This is a genomic window from Paenibacillus favisporus, assembly GCF_040545415.1.
GTDB lineage: Bacteria > Bacillota > Bacilli > Paenibacillales > Paenibacillaceae > Paenibacillus_AQ > Paenibacillus_AQ favisporus.
The window spans coordinates 245590-261394 of sequence record NZ_JBEPLV010000003.1; the positions used below are offsets into that span (position 1 = coordinate 245590).

Sequence of the window (15805 nt, forward strand, 5' to 3'; positions counted from 1 at the left end):
CCCCTGATTATTGATGACCTACAGCGAAGAATTGGTTTGCCCCGGATCCCTGTACCGGAGATGAACCGATACAGTGATCGGCAGTTCGGGGAACGTTTCATGCCAATGAGGCTTGAGCGTTTTCCATACCTCCGGATGCTGCCTGTGCACTTGTTCCCCGATTCCAAATATATCGATCTTATATTGGTGCTGCGCTTTATCCACCAGTTTGCGAACCTTCTCCTCCGCTTCCTGGCTCAGCCTGGTCTGAATTGTTTTGAAATCATCGTCCTTGGAAGGATCGAGTGGCGAATTGTTTTCGACTATGCTGCCGGTGCCGTGGAGCGATATGTAAATCTGCGGCTTGTTTTTAACCATTTTTATGTGTGTGCGGTGCTTTAGGGATTGAACGGCTAAGCTGATCGTCTTGTTCTCCTTTCCGATGAGGGTGGTGAACGTGAGGTTTTTTTGCTTACCCATCATCCAGTTATCGTACATCGACTCCTCCGGATCGAGGAAACCGACGAGCTTCAGACCATGATCTTTATTCAGGATGGCCGAACCAGAGTATACGTAACCTCTGGCAGGATCCGCTGTGATGGCAGGCACAATCGGCTGGGTTCCTTCGCTGTAGGCATCGCATAATAACATCCGGAAGTAGTAGGGCTTCATGCCAAGGGCATTTTGCTGACTGCCAAGTGTCGTACTGATGAATGGATCAAATGTAGGCTCGGCTTTGATCACTTCTTTCGCGGTTCCATCTTTAACAACGAGTACGACGGAACGGATTTCCGATTTTGGGTTGCGGACGACCATGTCGAGATACTTATCCACCCCCTCTTCGGCCATACGCTGACCGATCAGAATCGTTTGTCGATGAGCATAAAACAAGGAGCGTGACAGCTCAGCCTGCATATGCTGCCCGGCATCCATAAAATCCTTTCCCTTCGCACTCACGACCGTAAATGTGTTTTTCTTACCCGCACCCGTCACCTGGCTGCTGCCCAAACCCGCGGGAACAGCGATTTCGGAACTGATTTCCAGCTCCTTGTCCTCGGTCATGTCCATTCCGACGCCAATAATAAAAGCACGCTGGTTAGGTTCCTTCAGGTTCCAGCAGCCGGTAGACGAAGCTGACAGAAGCATTAAGCAGAAAATAAGCAGGATTTTTTTCATTGTACCTTCCGCCTTATACATCAAGTTCAAGATTTATCTGCACGTTGTCTCGGCCAACGTAAAAATACATTTTTCACCCTGCTCTTCCTGGTTGGAGCAACGGGCTGAAGATACGGCGTCCCTAACGGACTGAGGTGAATCAGATGGGACAAGATGGCGATCATGCCGATCGCCGTGCCGAAAAGCCCGAAAATTCCGGATAGTACGAGCAGCGGGAAGCGCAGCATCCGCATCGGGTAGCCGAACCGGTAACGGGGGATTACAAACGACGATATGCCGGCAGCGGATACGACGATGACGATCGGCGCCGAGATGATCCCGGCCTGTACCGCAGCCTGTCCAATGACCAGGGCACCGACGATGCTGACGAGCGGGCCGATTTGCTGGGGTAACCGAATCCCGGCCTCCCGCAGCCCTTCAAACATAAATTCCATAATAAATACTTCGATGACGGTTGGAAATGGAGCCTGTTCCCTGAGTCCCGTAATGCTTAGCATCAGCTTGGGAGGGACCATTTCCGGATGAAAGGTGGTCAGTGCAATATAAACCGACGGAAACAGGATGGCGAACAGGGCAAACAAATATCGGATCCACCGATTCATAGTGACATACATAAACCGTTCGTAATAATCGTCAGGGGCTTGCAGGCCGTCCCAGAACGTCATCGGCACGATCAGAGCGATTGGCGACCCGCTCACCAAGATCCCCACCCGTCCTTCCAACAGTCCGGAGGATACGACATCCGGCCGTTCGCTGCTCAGCATTTGCGGAAAAGGGGAGAAGTTGGTGTCCTCAATGGATTCTTCGATGTAGCCTGATTCCAGCACGCCTTGAAGATCGATCTGCTGAACCCTTGAGCGAATTTCATCCAGCATCGAAGCAGACACAATTCCTTCAATATAGGCAAGTACTACCTCGGTTTGGGTCAGTTTACCGATGTGAAAGGATTCCATCTTCAGGTTCGGCGTAACGATGATTCTGCGCAGCATCGTCGTGTTCGTCCGCAGCGTTTCGGTGAAGCTCTCCCGCGTTCCTCGCAGGGATGCTTCCGTAGACGGTTCCTCGATCGATCTTGCTTCAAATTGTGAGACATTTGTTAGAAGGACAGAAGCTTCCCCATCCGCCAGAATGGCCAAGTTACCTTTTAAAATATCATCTGCCGCATCGTGGAACGTGTTGACCTTCTTCGTTTCCAGTACCGCGAACAGCTGCTGATCACACATTTGCGCAATGCTGTCAATGGGGCCGATCCCCTGGGGGATGCCTTCGTACATTAAAGGCTTAAGGATGACGGACTGGATGATATCCTTGTCAATCATGCCGTCCAAATAAATGAGCAGCAGCTTGGTATCTCCTTGCAGGGTAACATCACGGAATATGACGTCCGAGCAGTGCTCGAACATTGTTTTTAGTGTGTGTTCATTGTTGACCAAATGGGGGCTGAGCCGCAGATTCGGATCGATGCTGGTTGATCTCTGGCTGGTTGAATTCATAACATGTTCTTCTCCGCTGGGATAATCACTAATTTTTAGATACTATACCCAAACACCCGATAAGCATACTTTGGCGGTATAAATCCTCCTTGTTGCGGAAAAATTAAGTCGGTATCTTACATTCAACCGTATTAGGGAGGCAGCACTCGTCATATGAAAAAAATCGTTATGATCGCCGTTCTGATATTGATTACAGGCTGCGCGGATCACGGCGCTTCAACGGCGCGCCAGCAGGTGACCACCAAGCAGACAAACCGTGCAAGCCATATCCATCAAGCGGCTCCGACCCGAAAAATCGTCACTTCAGCCTCATCAACGTCTACGGACAGAGCGGGTAAATCCCATTTGACGGTCAAACAAGTCAATCAAAATGACCTGACTTCGGATTTGCTTAATTTGATTCAGCAGCCAGGGGCGGTACCCGGAACTTCACCGCAGCAGCCTGCGGGAACGCCATCCGGGACGCGGACCGGAGCTCCAACCACGCCAGGGGGAACTCCAACGGGAACTCCAACGGGAACTCCAACGGGAACGCCAACCGGTACGCCAGCGGGAACACCAACGGGAACGCCGGCCAATCAGGCCCCTGCGGGTACCCCCAAAAACCAGGCTCCTTCCGCAGGAACCGGGAACCAGGCTCCTTCAGGTACGAACAATCAGCAGACCTCTGCGAGTGGCGATGCCTCGGCATATGCTCAACAAGTGCTCGATCTGGTGAATCAGGAACGCTCCAAAGCAGGTTTGGGTGCACTCAGCATGGATTCCAAACTGTCCAACATGGCGATGGCCAAAGCCAAAGACATGTATGACAACAAGTATTTTGACCATAACTCCCCGACTCACGGATCCCCCTTCGACATGATGAAGGAATACGGGATTACGTACAACTCGGCTGGAGAGAATATCGCGAACGGGCAGACCTCCCCTCAGCAAGTGATGCAGGACTGGATGAACAGCCCGGGACACAAAGCCAACATTTTGAACAAAAGCTACACCCATATCGGGATCGCCTTTTACAATAACGAGTGGGTGCAGGAATTTACAGGATGAGCAGCGGAAGTGAAGCATAGTGCAGTGCACCACAACTCTTCGGGATAATCCGGGGATGCTGCGGCATAGGGTATGGGAAAAACCGGCGGGGCGCTCCGCCGGTTTTTTTGGTGTATAATGGAACGGATGTGAGAAGCAAATCTCCAAAATATTGTCAAAGTTGAGGGATGATGGATGATCCTATGGATAAACGGCGCGTTTGGCGCAGGAAAAACGCAGACCGCCTTCGAGCTTCACCGGCGGATACCGAATTCTTTCGTGTACGATCCAGAGAATGCAGGGTATTTTATCCGCAAAAATATTCCGCCCAGCATCAGGAAGCCCGATTTTCAGGAATATCCGTTATGGCGGGAATTCAACTATGCCATGCTGAAGCACATCGCTTGTGAATACGACGGAGTCATCATCGCTCCAATGACCGTGGTCGATCCGGTATATTTTGAAGAAATCGTCGGCCGGCTGCGCACGGACGGCATGACCGTGAAGCATTTTGCGTTATGCGCTCCGCGCGAAGTCATCCTGCAGCGCTTGAAAAGCCGGGGGGAACGATCAAACTCATGGGGTGCTCAGCAGGCCGAACGCTGTATTGAAGGTCTATCCCAAGACATATTCCGGGAGCATATCGATACCGTTGATCTGTCGGTAAGCCAGGTAGCGGAGCGGATTGCGGACATGGCCCATATTCCCCTGCTGCCAGATCATAGGGGTGCGGTGCGGAAGAAATTCGACCAAATCAAAACCCAGTTGGATCATTTCCGTTTTTTTAACTAGGGGGAGTAGAGGGTATGGAAGCCGTTCTGTTCGACTTGGATAATACGCTGGTGAACCGTAAACAGGCGTTTGAGCAGTTTTCGCGAAATTTTATCGACAGGTTTGCCGCCGCGCACAACCCCGAGCATCGCCTGAGGCTGGTGGAACAGCTGCGTGCCGCAGACCGGAATGGCTATCGGGAAAAAAGGGAGCTGTATGAGGAAATGAGGCGGACACTGCCAATGAGGGAGGAGGGGACGACCGCAGAAGACCTGCTTGCTTATTGGTTCGCTGAATTTCCCTCCTGCACCGTAGCGATGGACGGAGCGGAACTGGTGCTGCGGGAACTGAAGAGCAGGGGAGTCCGGATTGGGTGCGTCACGAACGGCTCGGCCAGAACCCAGTATGCCAAGCTCGACCAGGTGCAGTTCAGAGGCTATTTCGATGCGGTTATCGTTTCGGAAGAGGCGGGGGTCAAGAAGCCGGACCGGCGAATTTACGAAATGGCGCTGAGCAGGCTGCAGGCCCGTCCGGAGAATTGCTGGTTTGTGGGTGACCATCCCGAAAAGGACGCGCAGGGCGCCGCTTCAGCAGGTCTGCGTCCCGTACTGCTGCTCACTACGCCTGCTGAATCGGGTCCGCTCCTGCCGGAAGGGACGCTGACGATAAACAAACTGCAGGAGCTCCTTCCGCTATGCACCGGCCCATTCTAGCGGTTTTGAGGGGACGGTGATACAGCTGGAAGGTTCCTGCAGGAAGTGGTGCATGTCATTCAGGCTGGAGCGTTCTGGTTAGCCGCCTGCGGAGAAGCGGATTTCTGCTTGCGCTCGTTAAACATAAAATAATAGATGGCCGATGCGCTGATGTATAGGATTCCGGTCATGCTGAAAGTCAGCGCATAGCCCCAGTATGTCCCGTATGCGGTGAGCAAATGGGACTGGACAGGTCCCATCGTAGCCCAGCCGAGCAAGAATGCGGTTTGCGTCATCGAGTTGGCGATCCCTCTGCGGGCATCGGAAACCCGGTCAACCGTGATCGAGGACTGGATAGGATTGGCCGCATTCATCAGTGCCTGCCTGAAGAGGAAGCTGAAGCAAGCGACTGCGAACAGGTTGGTGAAACCGGTCAGGAGCAAAAAAGGCAGGGACATCATCTGAAACAGCACCACGGCCTTGACCGGTCCGACGCGGCTTGCCAGCGACGGGCCGATCAGCATCGACACGATCGTCATGATCTGGCCGAGTGAAATCAGGATGCCGACGGCCGTAAGGGATACGGCAAAGCGGTTTGTAAAGTACAGATTGAGATAAGGCACAACCAGTCCCGAGCCAAGGCCGACAATCAGCTGGGCCAGTGTAAATTTGGCGATGGCGCTCCAGTCCTCCCGCGCTGATGATGGGAGCGGATGGGACAGGGCGGGCCCGGCCGAAGCGTCTTTTTGGACAGCCGGCTTCTGCCGGACCAGCAGCAAGGGCACAAAGGCAAGCACGCTCGCGGCTCCCCCTGTGAACAGCACAGCCTGCAGGCTCTGGATTTTGCTCCAGCCGGCGGACTGGAGCACATCGGCCAGGTAACCGCCGCCGCTGCTGCCGATGACCTGGGCGGCCAGCACGAGGGAGAAGTGGTAGCTGAACAGTTTCAGCCGCTGCTTCTTGTCCGAATTCCCGGCCAGAAACGGGACGGCGATCACCTGGAAGAAGGCCGCAAACAGGCCGGCTGCAGCGGACAGGATGATCAGGGCGGATTCACCGCTGGCCAGCGACCTGCCCATGAAGCTCAGACCTGTAAACAAGGCGCCGGTCATTAAGAGCAGCTTATGGCTGGTACGGTCCCCCAGCAGTCCGATCGGTATGAAAATAAGCGCCGTCGCAAACGACTGGACGCTCACCAAGGTGCCGTTCATCGTATCGGGGTAACCCAGCGTTTGCACGTAAAGATTGTAAAGCACCGAGAACATGCCTGTCCCGATCTGATACAGCAAATTGGCAAGAAAAAAGAGCCGGATATTCCGGTTGAGGCGATTCCATTCTGACGAGACCTGATGCAGTAACCGCATGGTTTGATTAATCCTCCGTCCTGATGCATTAGCTTCTCTATTGTAGCAAGCGGCCCCCAGGGTGGAAAGGAAAACTTTACATATAGCATATGCTAATCAGAAGCTTGGCTCATGAGAACGAAGGAGGTGATTTGCAAGATGGAAATAACCATTCAACCATGGGGAATCGGCGAGGAGATTCCCTATGATCTGCTGCTGCTAGCTGATCCATCCAAAGAGATGGTTGAGGATTACGTCGCCAGGGGCAGGGGGTATGGAGCTTACCTGAACGGCGAATTGGCGGGAGAGTATGTGCTGATCGATACGCATCCGAAAACGGTTGAAATCGTCAATATTGCTGTGCGGGAAGACCTGCAGGGCAAAGGGATCGGCAAAATGCTGGTCGAAAACGCGGTCGAAGAAGCCAGGAGGCAGGGAGCGCATGCGGTGGAAATCGGCACAGCCAACTCCAGCTTTCCTCAATTGAAACTCTATCAACGCTGCGGTTTCCGGATCGTGGGCGTAGACCCGGGCTTTTTCATCCGACACTACGAGGAAGTATTCTATGAAGACGGAATCCAAGTGCAGGATATGGTCCGCCTCCGTCTGGATTTGATATAAAGAATAGACCTGCAGAAAGCGGTCAGTATCGTCATTGCAGGGCTGGGGCGTCTATTAAAATGTGTTTCAATCTAGCGGCAAGTATCGTTGCATTGATAGATTTCAAGCATAGGATAATCTATCAAATGGTAAAGGAGGTCATGTCACATGGCTATTTTGTTACCAGAGCAGTTCTACTCGCTAGCCGCTGGTGTCGGCAAGTCGTTCTATGAGAATCTTGCCGGCGGAATCAATGCTGCGGTCACGGTGAATAATACGTCGGCTTTTCCGGTTGACCTTGTCATCACCCGCGTCAACGCCCCTGTTGTCACTTATACGATCCCGGCGGCAAACAGCTTGACGCTGTCAGTGGAACTTCTGCTTGTCGCCGCTCTGCTGGCTTCAGCTGCCGGTCCGGTGTTCGGTACGATTCAAATCGCTACCTCTGATTTCTAATTGGCAATACCAACATCTGCACCAGCTCTTCCCCTTCCCCATGTGATATTGAGCCTCCAGCCGGAATGTTCCGGTTGGAGGTTTTTTTCTGCTGATGGTGCAAGGCCGGGGAAGATTGGCGATCCACAAGTAAATTTTTACTGGGAAAATGAGTTGGGAAAAGTTAATATTAGTAAAAACATTAACCGATGGAGGGTGAATGTGATGATTGTCCGAGAACAACCGGAAGGCTTCGTTCTGATTCGCCAGCATGATCATGCCAAGTTATCGGGACAGATCGCAGAGCATTTGTTGCCGGAGTGGATGCCGACAGGATCGGACCGTGAAGCTGCGGTGCTGGCCATTACCCAGCATGATCGCGGCTGGAGATATTTGGACGAGAATCCGCTATGGGATTCAGACAGCAGCAGCCCGTTTTCCTTTATCAACTATCCGCTTGTACCCAAACTGTCTTCGTACCGAACCGGCCTGGATGAGGCGGAAGCGATGGATCCGTATGCAGGTCTGCTCTGCAGCATGCACTATGCGTCGTTCCAGCAGATCCGTTATGCGGAAGAACCGGAAGCCGCCCGGTTTTACAAGGAAGAGCTCCATCGGCAGGAACGGATTCAAAGTCAGCTCAGCGGATTGGACGCCAGCCGGGTGGAGCGCCATTTTAACCTGCTGAAGCTGTGCGACAGCCTGTCGCTGTACGTATGTCTCAATGAGCCAGGAGCGTCCGAAGATGAGGAGCATCCATGGTACCGTGAAGGGATCGAGACGGAGATCGCCGGACTCGAGCATTTGCAGGCCCGATGGGTGGACGAAGGCTGCGTGGCGGTCAGCCTGCCCTTGTTCCGATCGGAGTTTACCGGGTCGATTACGCTAAAGCGGGTATCGAGACAAGCTATTGAGGAAAAGGGATGGGGTGCAGCCTACGACATGGCCCCGGAAATCACGCAGGATGTTATATTCCGGAATAAATGAGGAAGAGAACATAGAAAAAAGGGAGTGCAAGGAATGGAGACTACCAAAACCGCAGCCGTGGAGGTCGCGCTGTATACGATGTGTCTGGTGCGGGACGGCGACCGTGTTCTGCTTCTGAATCGTCCGGATGACCGCGGTTTTCCCGGATATATCGGCCCCGGCGGCAAGGTGGAATTCCCCGAGAGTCTTTCGGACGGGGCGATCCGCGAGGTATGGGAGGAGACCGGGCTCCGGGTAAAGGATCTGGAGTTTAAAGGAATTGACGAATTTGCCGATCCGGCCAAAAATTACCGCTACATGGTGTTCAATTACGTCGCCAACGATTACGAGGGAGAACTCCTCGCCGATCCGCCGGAAGGCGAGCTCCGTTGGGTAACGATCGAAGATGCGCTGGAGCTGCCAATGCAGCCGTGGTTCCGCAAGAGATTTCCGCTCTTCTTCGAGGAGGGAACCTTTGAAATCCATGATGTGTGGGATCAGGAAAAACAGATTACGATCGCGGAATCCGTCAAGAAGCTGTAGATAGGAGGTGGCTGTATCTCTGTTTCAACCAAATGATCAGTCAGGAGGAAATGATATGATTCTGGAAGCCGCGATGCTGCAGGTGAAGCCGGGGCAGGTCGAAGCATTTGAGCAAGCCTTCCGAGAGGCTTCGGGTATTATATCTGCCATGAAAGGGTACATCGGTCATGAGCTTCAGCGCTGTATGGAGGTTCCAAACAAATACCTCCTCCTCGTGAAGTGGGAAACCCTTGAGGACCATACGGATGGATTCAGGCAGTCCGAATCTTATGCTCGGTGGAAAGGGCTGCTGCATCACTATTACGACCCTTTCCCGGTCGTTGAACATTTTGAGAAAGTAACCTTACCGGGCACATCCTGAAGGGATACTCCTAGAACGTAACGGGAGGAGCCCTATGGTCCAACGCGGCAGCCGAATGAAAAGTTATGTATTACTCAAATAAAGAAACGCGCGGGTCGAGTCCCAAATCATGCACGAGCATGGAATGAAGCTGACCCCGGTGATGGTATACATGCGCCAAAATTTCCAGCAGCCAGCCGAACCGAGTATATGATGCCCCCCAGTAGGAGGAAACCTCTTCCTGAAGCTGGGCTTCCGTCAGCGAGCCGTATTTTTGAACAAGGGATTCATAGTTATCTTGAAAGGCTTGGCGGATGCGCGCGCTCGTCGAATACGATGTCCTGCTGTAAAATGCAGCCATCTCTTCCTGAGAGGCACCGTCTGAAATGATCGAATCGGCGAGCGGCAGCATGGCGAGATGCTCCAGCAGCTCGCCTATGGAAAATTTGCCGGGGGTCGGCCGTTTCGGCAGATCGCTTTCATCCAGACCGTCCATGATCTCGAGAATGGAACGGATTGCAACGTCTATATGATGCAGCGCGCTTTGGCAGCAGGGATGCATGGTTTTATCTCCTCCATTATTACAGGTATGTATGTACATAGCGATGATCGAAGAATTTTGAACGAGAACATTTGTTCTTGTTTTTTATTATAATGGCAAGCCAGACGGTGATCAAGTTTTTTCGAGACTGATTAACGCTAGTGAGAATGGATGCATTGGAATGTGTACTATGCGGAAGGAGATTTTTCGTATGAGCATCAGACAGGCTGCTTATGATGATTACCCGGTGCTGGCCAAGGTCCACGTGGAAAGCTGGAAAACGACCTACAGAGGCATGATCGCAGACGCCTATCTGGACCAGCTGACGGTAGAGAGCCGGCTGGATCGGTGGAAGCAGCTTCTAAGCCGGGGGGACAAGGACTTATGGACATTCGTTTCCGAGGATGAAGCCGGACGGGTGTGCGGTTTTATACAAGGGGGAAAATGCCGGGAAGAAGGGGCCGGGTATGATGCGGAAATCTACGCCTTGTATTTGCTTCAGGAACATCAGGGAAAGGGATACGGGAGGTTGCTGGTGAACACGCTGATCCAAGCCTTCCGGGAGAACGGCTTCGGTTCCATGTACGTATGGGTGCTCAAGGATAATCCGGCGCGTCAATTTTATATAAAAATGGGTGGAAGTCCTGTCTCTGAAAAAACGCTGAATATCGCCGGCCAGGCGGATCTGGAAACCGGTTTGGCTTGGGATAAGCTCTGAAATAGGAAGGACGGGAATCCGTCTATAGAAAGGAAGCGGAAAGATGGGCAGCATAATCGATTACTATAATCAGTTTGATGAATGGGGGAGACTGGAACGGGAGCCGGTCGAATTTATGGTCAACCTCCATTTCATTAAACGGTATTTGAAGCCGGGAACACATGTCCTCGACAACGGGGCGGGGCCGGGCAAATATGCGGTTGCGCTGGCGCAGGAAGGCTATGACGTAACCTTGACCGATTTGTCTCCGCGACTCGTCGGCATCGCGGCCGGCAAGGTGAAGGAATGCAAGCTGGAGGAACGATTCCAGGGGATACACGTGGCCGATGCAAGAAATCTTGGAAGATTTGAAGACGGACGGTTTGACGCTGTGTTGATGCTTGGGCCGCTGTACCATCTTCAGCAGGAGGAAGACCGGAACCAGGCGGCCCGGGAGCTCTTCCGGGTGGTCAAACCCGGCGGACATGTATTTGTCGCCTTTATGTCCCGGACGAGGCACTTGATCAATTCGCTGCTGCATCCGCAGTCCTGGAAGCCGAATGATACGATGGACGGCATTGATGAGTTTATGAGAACGGGTGTATTCAACCACAGCGATGATGGCCGGTTTACTGGAGCTTATTATTTTCCGATTAATGAAATTCGTCCCTTCATGGAGCAGCACGGCTTCGACAGCGTGAAGTTGATCGCATCCGGCAGCGTGGTGCAGTCTATGAACGAGGAACAGTGGGCTTACTGGCGGGGCCGCGGTCCAGAGCAATATCAGCGGTTCCTGAACCGTGTCATGGAGGCTGCAGAAGACCCATATATCCTAGGTGCTTCCTCTCATCTGCTGTATATCGGAGTCAAGCCACAATAACCGAAGGGTACTTCTTACTCCGGAGGATACCGCTCGATTACGAGGAAGTGACGCTTGTCCGTGTTTTTGTCCGGCAAACCGATTATACTGTAACTAACATAGGGTTTTGCGCATACGGGAGGAAGAGCTTTGGAAGACTTGGTGCAAAGGGAGCACGAAATCATGAAGGTATGCCTGCTCGCCGGGCAAATCATGCTGCAGAGCGGAGCGGAGACGTACCGGGTGGAAGATACCATGGTGCGGATTGCCGCTTCTTTTGGCGTGGATAAAACGCATAGCTATATGACCCCTACGGGACTCATTTTTTCTATGGAGGATCCGCAGCCGATCACGAGGCTGAACCGGATTTCGGACCGGACGACGAATTTGCATAAAATCGACCGCGTGAACAGCATATCCCGCCGCATCAGCAAAGGGGAGCTGACCATCGCTGAAGCGCGCCGGGAGCTGGAAAACATCCAGCGGACAGGCGATATTTACCCGCTGTGGCTGCGGTTGCTGATGGCGGCGCTGGCCAGCGGCTGTTTCCTGATCATGTTCCGCGGCATTTGGCCCGATTTCCTGCCCGCGGCTGTGGCCGGAGGTCTCGGATATTACTGCACGCTGATGCTGCAGCGGATGATTCCGGTCAAGTTCTTCGCCGAGTTTTCGGGAGCGCTGGCGATCGGCCTCTGCTCGGTCCTGTTCGTCAAATTCGGCTTCGGGCGGGACCTGGACATTATCGTTATCAGTTCGGTCATGCCGCTCGTACCGGGGCTGCTGATTACCAACGCGATCCGCGATTTGATGGCAGGCCACCTAGTTTCCGGCTTATCGAAGGGGGCCGAGGCGTTCATCACCTCTTTTGCGATCGGGGCGGGCATCGCGTTTATGCTGTCATTTCAATGAGGAGGATGCCGTATGTACATTGAACAACTCGTCACGAGCTTCGTCGCATCGGCTGCGTTTGGCATGCTCTTCAACACCCCGAAAAAGGCGCTGCTGCAGTGCGGTTTTGCCGGGATGGTCGGCTGGCTGCTGTATATATGGCTTCAGGATATGCACGTGCTGCGGATTACGGCCACCGTGGTCGCCAGTTACTGCGTCACGATGATCAGCCATTTGTTCGCCAAAAGGTACCGCACGCCGATCATCGTGTTCAGCGTATCGGGCATCATTCCGCTGGTCCCCGGCGGAACGGCCTATGACGCGATGCGCAACGCGGTCGAGAACCAGTATGACCAGGCCGTCCAGCTGGGAGCCGAAGCCTTTATGATTTCGGGCGCGATCGCCCTTGGCCTGCTATTGTCGGAAGTGACCAATCAGCTCATTCGGAAATGGAAGCCCGCACAACGATAGAAATGCAAAAAAATCAGGCGTCAGCGATTCGATTTGCTTCTCCTTCACGAGAAGCAAATCGAATCGCTGCTTGGCCTGATTTTTTTGTCATCTTCAGGTTTTTCTCACGCCGAGCCTCATCCGGTAGCTGAACAAAACCTGCAGCGTCCTTTCCTGGAAGAAGTCATCGACGATCTGTTTGAAACGCTTAATGTCTTCATCCAGCTCCTTCGGGTTTAGCCGGAGGACCGTTTGAACTCCGCCTTGGCTCATTGCGATGCCGAAATACCTGTCAGCATCGCAATCCTCCGCATGATGGGAACGATGCTCATACGCCTCTTGCTTCAAAGCGCTTCAGAATTTCGATGATGACCTGTACCGACTTCTGCATATTGTCGACGGAAATGTATTCGAACTTGCCGTGGAAGTTTTCACCGCCCGTAAAAATATTCGGCGTCGGCAGCCCCATATAGGAGAGCTGGGAACCGTCCGTTCCGCCGCGGATCGGCTTGACAATCGGCGTGATGCCCAGGCTTTCCATCGCTTCGTAGGCCACGTCGACGATCTCTTTTACCGGCTCGATTTTTTCCCTCATGTTGTAGTACTGATCGCGCATTTCCAGGATGACGCGCTCCTCGCCGTATTTGGCCTGAAGCTGCTTCACGACCTGGGTCAGATGCTCCTTCTTGGCGGCAAATTCCGTCCGGTCAAAATCGCGGATGATGTACTCCATTTTTGTGCGTTCGGTATCTCCGTTCTGCGAGAGCAGATGATAGAACCCTTCATAGCCTTCCGTATGCTCGGGCGCCTGCTCCGGAGGAAGCATGGAATTCAGCTCCATGGCGATTTTGATCGAGTTTACCATCTTGTTCTTCGCCGTGCCCGGATGAACGTTGGTGCCTTGGATCGTGATGCTTGCCTTGGCTGCGTTAAAGCTCTCGTATTCCAGCTCGCCAAGAGGACCGCCGTCCACGGTGTAGGCAAAATCGGCGTTGAAAGCCGCAACATCGAATTTCTCGGGGCCGCGGCCGATTTCCTCGTCGGGGGTAAACGCGACTCTGACCGTCCCGTGCTTGATTTCCGGATGGCCGATCAGGTAAGCCATCGCCGTCATGATTTCGGCAATGCCGGCTTTGTTATCCGCGCCAAGCAGGGTCGTTCCGTCCGTCGTGATCAGCGTATGCCCTTTGTACTGAGGCAGCTCAGGAAACAGCTTTGGGGAAAGGACAACGCCTAGTCCCGCATTCAGAACGATATCGCCTCCGTCATAGTTGTCGACGATTTGCGGATTGACGCCTTTACCGGTAAAATCCGTGGCGGTATCCACATGGGCTAGGAAGCCGATCGTCGGCACGCCATCCTTGTCCGTATTGGAAGGAAGCGTGGCCATGACATAGCCGTTCTCATCCATCGTGACGTCTTTCATGCCGATGGAATTCAGCTCTTCCACCAGCATGCGTGCGAGGGTAAGCTGTCCCGGGGTCGAAGGCGTGGTGCTGCTTTCTTCATTCGATTGAGTCTCCACCCTGGCGTATGAGATTAACCGTTCCGTGAGTTCCTGTTTCAACATCCTTCATCTCCCTTTATGTAAATGGTGTACTACTTGATATGATATCATGGGCAAGGGGCAAAATCACAAGCTTGATCCGAAAAGCCGAAGTGATTAGTGCCCGTCCGGCTGTCTTCCCTGTCCAAAACGATTATAATAGGTTCATGGAGGTGCATTGGAAGTGTCGGTTAACGTGTTCAGCCTTGTATTTTCGCTTGTCGTGATCGGCTTGATCCTTTTGTTTTTCTTCGGCTTGTTCAAATACGTATCCAACGGCAGCAGGCATGTCAGAAATTCCGATGCCGCCTTGAGGAGAGTTGAGGAGAAGCTGGATTACATTATATACAAAATGAATGAGAAACAGGGGGATGAGCGATGACGGCAAGTCCTTTTAAGGCAATCATTCAATCGGAGGAGGAACTTCGATTACTGAACAGTCCTCCCAGCGAGCTGGTCAGGAACAAGGTTATCACGCGTTTGGATTCCCACTGCCGCGAATTTATTTCCAAGTCTCCGCTGCTGTTCCTGTCCACGAGTGACGCGGAGGGCAGCTGCGACGTATCACCCCGCGGCGATGCACCGGGCTTTGTATACATATTGGATGATACGCGGCTGGTCATTCCGGAAAGACCAGGTAACCGGAGGTATGATTCGCTGCTAAATATTTTGCAGAACCCGAGTGCCGGGCTGATCTTTATCATTCCAGGGCTGGAGGAGACGCTCCGGATTAACGGAAAGGCCTGCATTACTGCGGATCCTGAGCTGATGGAGAAACTGTCCGCCCAGGGGAAAATCCCGCAACTAGGCATCGGCGTGGAGGTCGAGGAGTGCTATATTCACTGTGCCAAAGCCTTCAAGCGCTCCAAGCTTTGGGATCCGGAACAATGGCCGAAGCGGGAGAACCTGCCAAATCCTGCCGCCATCATCGCGGATCATGTGCGCGGAATAAAGGTTACAGAGGAGCAGGTCGCACGGTCGCTGGCGGAAAGCTACGAAAAGCGATTATATTAATAGAACGGATATGATCTTTAATAGGGGGGCTGGCTTTGAGTATCATTCCGATGTTGGCCGTTCATGATGCTGCCGCTGCAATTTCTTTTTACCAATCGGTGTTTGGCGCGACGGAAGCGAACCGGATGGTTACGGAAGATGGGAAAACATCGCATGCTGAAATCCGGGTCGGTGATGCGCGGTTCATGGTCGCGGACGAATTTCCGGAGCATAATACCGCAGCGGAAACGCTCGGTGGAACGCCGGTGATTTTGTATATCACCGTTGAGGATGCATTGGAAACAGTGAACAACGCCGTTGCGGCTGGAGCGGCCATCCTCAGGAAGGTTGCCGCACAGCCTCACGGGGACTTGGTTGGGAAGATCAAGGATCCGTTCGGCCATGTCTGGATGGTTGCCGAGCCCTTGAAGACCGTACCGCAGGAAAAATAATTTAAGGAAATT

General features: G+C 53.1%; 21 protein-coding genes. 15 read left to right on the forward strand and 6 right to left on the reverse strand.

The window, feature by feature from the left end:
* Positions 1 to 18 precede the first annotated feature (18 nt).
* Positions 19 to 1155: a Ger(x)C family spore germination protein gene (locus ABID47_RS14280; RefSeq protein WP_354497589.1), complete on the reverse strand. Its 1137-nt coding sequence runs from the start codon at positions 1153 to 1155 to the stop codon at positions 19 to 21.
* A 26-nt stretch (positions 1156 to 1181) separates the two neighbouring features.
* On the reverse strand, positions 1182 to 2648 hold the full coding sequence (locus tag ABID47_RS14285) for a spore germination protein (RefSeq protein WP_354497591.1): 1467 nt from the start codon (positions 2646 to 2648) through the stop codon (positions 1182 to 1184).
* Positions 2649 to 2801: 153 nt separating this feature from the next.
* On the opposite strand from ABID47_RS14285, the gene ABID47_RS14290 reads away from it, so the two are divergent.
* The 3 genes from ABID47_RS14290 (at position 2802) to ABID47_RS14300 (ending at position 5161) form a co-directional block, all read left to right on the forward strand.
* Entirely contained in the window at positions 2802 to 3698 is an 897-nt protein-coding gene (locus ABID47_RS14290) for a CAP domain-containing protein (RefSeq protein ID WP_354497593.1), read from the forward strand.
* Between the two features lie 174 nt (positions 3699 to 3872).
* Positions 3873 to 4469, forward strand: coding sequence for an AAA family ATPase (locus ABID47_RS14295; RefSeq protein WP_354497595.1), 597 nt, complete (start codon positions 3873 to 3875; stop codon positions 4467 to 4469).
* Positions 4470 to 4483: 14 nt separating this feature from the next.
* Positions 4484 to 5161 (forward strand): HAD family hydrolase, encoded by a 678-nt coding sequence (locus tag ABID47_RS14300; RefSeq protein ID WP_354497597.1) that lies wholly within the window; start codon positions 4484 to 4486, stop codon positions 5159 to 5161.
* Positions 5162 to 5220: 59 nt separating this feature from the next.
* On the opposite strand, the gene ABID47_RS14305 is transcribed toward ABID47_RS14300, so the two are convergent.
* The gene (locus tag ABID47_RS14305; RefSeq protein ID WP_435530634.1) at positions 5221 to 6516 is read right to left on the reverse strand and encodes an MFS transporter; all 1296 of its coding nucleotides are present in this window, start codon (positions 6514 to 6516) and stop codon (positions 5221 to 5223) included.
* Between the two features lie 126 nt (positions 6517 to 6642).
* Between ABID47_RS14305 and ABID47_RS14310 the strand changes: the two genes are divergently transcribed.
* The 5 genes from ABID47_RS14310 to ABID47_RS14330 all read left to right on the forward strand — a co-directional run bounded on the left by ABID47_RS14310 (position 6643) and on the right by ABID47_RS14330 (position 9388).
* Positions 6643 to 7104: a GNAT family N-acetyltransferase gene (locus ABID47_RS14310; RefSeq protein ID WP_354497599.1), complete on the forward strand. Its 462-nt coding sequence runs from the start codon at positions 6643 to 6645 to the stop codon at positions 7102 to 7104.
* Positions 7105 to 7251: 147 nt separating this feature from the next.
* Positions 7252 to 7539, forward strand: a complete 288-nt coding sequence (locus tag ABID47_RS14315; protein WP_354497601.1) for a hypothetical protein — start codon at positions 7252 to 7254, stop codon at positions 7537 to 7539.
* A gap of 204 nt (positions 7540 to 7743) precedes the next feature.
* Positions 7744 to 8505, forward strand: a complete 762-nt coding sequence (locus tag ABID47_RS14320) for a DUF3891 family protein (RefSeq protein ID WP_354497603.1) — start codon at positions 7744 to 7746, stop codon at positions 8503 to 8505.
* Between the two features lie 33 nt (positions 8506 to 8538).
* Entirely contained in the window at positions 8539 to 9027 is a 489-nt protein-coding gene (locus ABID47_RS14325; protein ID WP_145021663.1) for an 8-oxo-dGTP diphosphatase, read from the forward strand.
* A 55-nt stretch (positions 9028 to 9082) separates the two neighbouring features.
* A complete protein-coding gene (locus ABID47_RS14330; RefSeq protein WP_354497606.1) occupies positions 9083 to 9388 on the forward strand; it encodes an antibiotic biosynthesis monooxygenase family protein in 306 nt (101 codons plus the stop codon).
* Positions 9389 to 9458: 70 nt separating this feature from the next.
* On the opposite strand, the gene ABID47_RS14335 is transcribed toward ABID47_RS14330, so the two are convergent.
* The gene (locus ABID47_RS14335) at positions 9459 to 9929 is read right to left on the reverse strand and encodes a DinB family protein (protein WP_354497608.1); all 471 of its coding nucleotides are present in this window, start codon (positions 9927 to 9929) and stop codon (positions 9459 to 9461) included.
* Positions 9930 to 10119: 190 nt separating this feature from the next.
* Here ABID47_RS14335 and ABID47_RS14340 point away from each other — a divergent pair, with 190 nt between their 5' ends.
* The 4 genes from ABID47_RS14340 to ABID47_RS14355 all read left to right on the forward strand — a co-directional run bounded on the left by ABID47_RS14340 (position 10120) and on the right by ABID47_RS14355 (position 12823).
* Positions 10120 to 10626 (forward strand): GNAT family N-acetyltransferase, encoded by a 507-nt coding sequence (locus ABID47_RS14340; RefSeq protein WP_354497610.1) that lies wholly within the window; start codon positions 10120 to 10122, stop codon positions 10624 to 10626.
* Positions 10627 to 10669: 43 nt separating this feature from the next.
* Positions 10670 to 11485 (forward strand): class I SAM-dependent methyltransferase, encoded by an 816-nt coding sequence (locus tag ABID47_RS14345; protein WP_354497612.1) that lies wholly within the window; start codon positions 10670 to 10672, stop codon positions 11483 to 11485.
* A 129-nt stretch (positions 11486 to 11614) separates the two neighbouring features.
* Positions 11615 to 12373 (forward strand): threonine/serine exporter family protein, encoded by a 759-nt coding sequence (locus tag ABID47_RS14350; protein ID WP_354497614.1) that lies wholly within the window; start codon positions 11615 to 11617, stop codon positions 12371 to 12373.
* Between the two features lie 12 nt (positions 12374 to 12385).
* Positions 12386 to 12823, forward strand: a complete 438-nt coding sequence (locus tag ABID47_RS14355) for a threonine/serine exporter family protein (protein ID WP_200633311.1) — start codon at positions 12386 to 12388, stop codon at positions 12821 to 12823.
* A 93-nt stretch (positions 12824 to 12916) separates the two neighbouring features.
* Here the strand turns inward: ABID47_RS14355 and ABID47_RS14360 are convergent, their stop codons facing one another.
* Both ABID47_RS14360 and pepT read right to left on the reverse strand, forming a co-directional pair.
* Positions 12917 to 13150, reverse strand: a complete 234-nt coding sequence (locus ABID47_RS14360) for a hypothetical protein (RefSeq protein WP_354497616.1) — start codon at positions 13148 to 13150, stop codon at positions 12917 to 12919.
* Positions 13131 to 14369: a peptidase T gene (gene pepT, locus ABID47_RS14365; protein WP_354498748.1), complete on the reverse strand. Its 1239-nt coding sequence runs from the start codon at positions 14367 to 14369 to the stop codon at positions 13131 to 13133. The genes ABID47_RS14360 and pepT overlap by 20 nt, the downstream gene beginning before the upstream one ends.
* A 163-nt stretch (positions 14370 to 14532) precedes the next feature.
* On the opposite strand from pepT, the gene ABID47_RS14370 reads away from it, so the two are divergent.
* The 3 genes from ABID47_RS14370 to ABID47_RS14380 are packed head-to-tail and all read left to right on the forward strand — an operon-like array spanning position 14533 to position 15793.
* Positions 14533 to 14730, forward strand: coding sequence for a hypothetical protein (locus ABID47_RS14370; protein ID WP_076167781.1), 198 nt, complete (start codon positions 14533 to 14535; stop codon positions 14728 to 14730).
* Positions 14727 to 15362, forward strand: coding sequence for a pyridoxamine 5'-phosphate oxidase family protein (locus ABID47_RS14375; RefSeq protein WP_354497618.1), 636 nt, complete (start codon positions 14727 to 14729; stop codon positions 15360 to 15362). Before ABID47_RS14370 ends, ABID47_RS14375 begins: the two co-directional genes overlap by 4 nt.
* Positions 15363 to 15397: 35 nt before the next feature.
* A complete protein-coding gene (locus ABID47_RS14380) occupies positions 15398 to 15793 on the forward strand; it encodes a VOC family protein (RefSeq protein WP_192714680.1) in 396 nt (131 codons plus the stop codon).
* Positions 15794 to 15805: the final 12 nt, after the last annotated feature.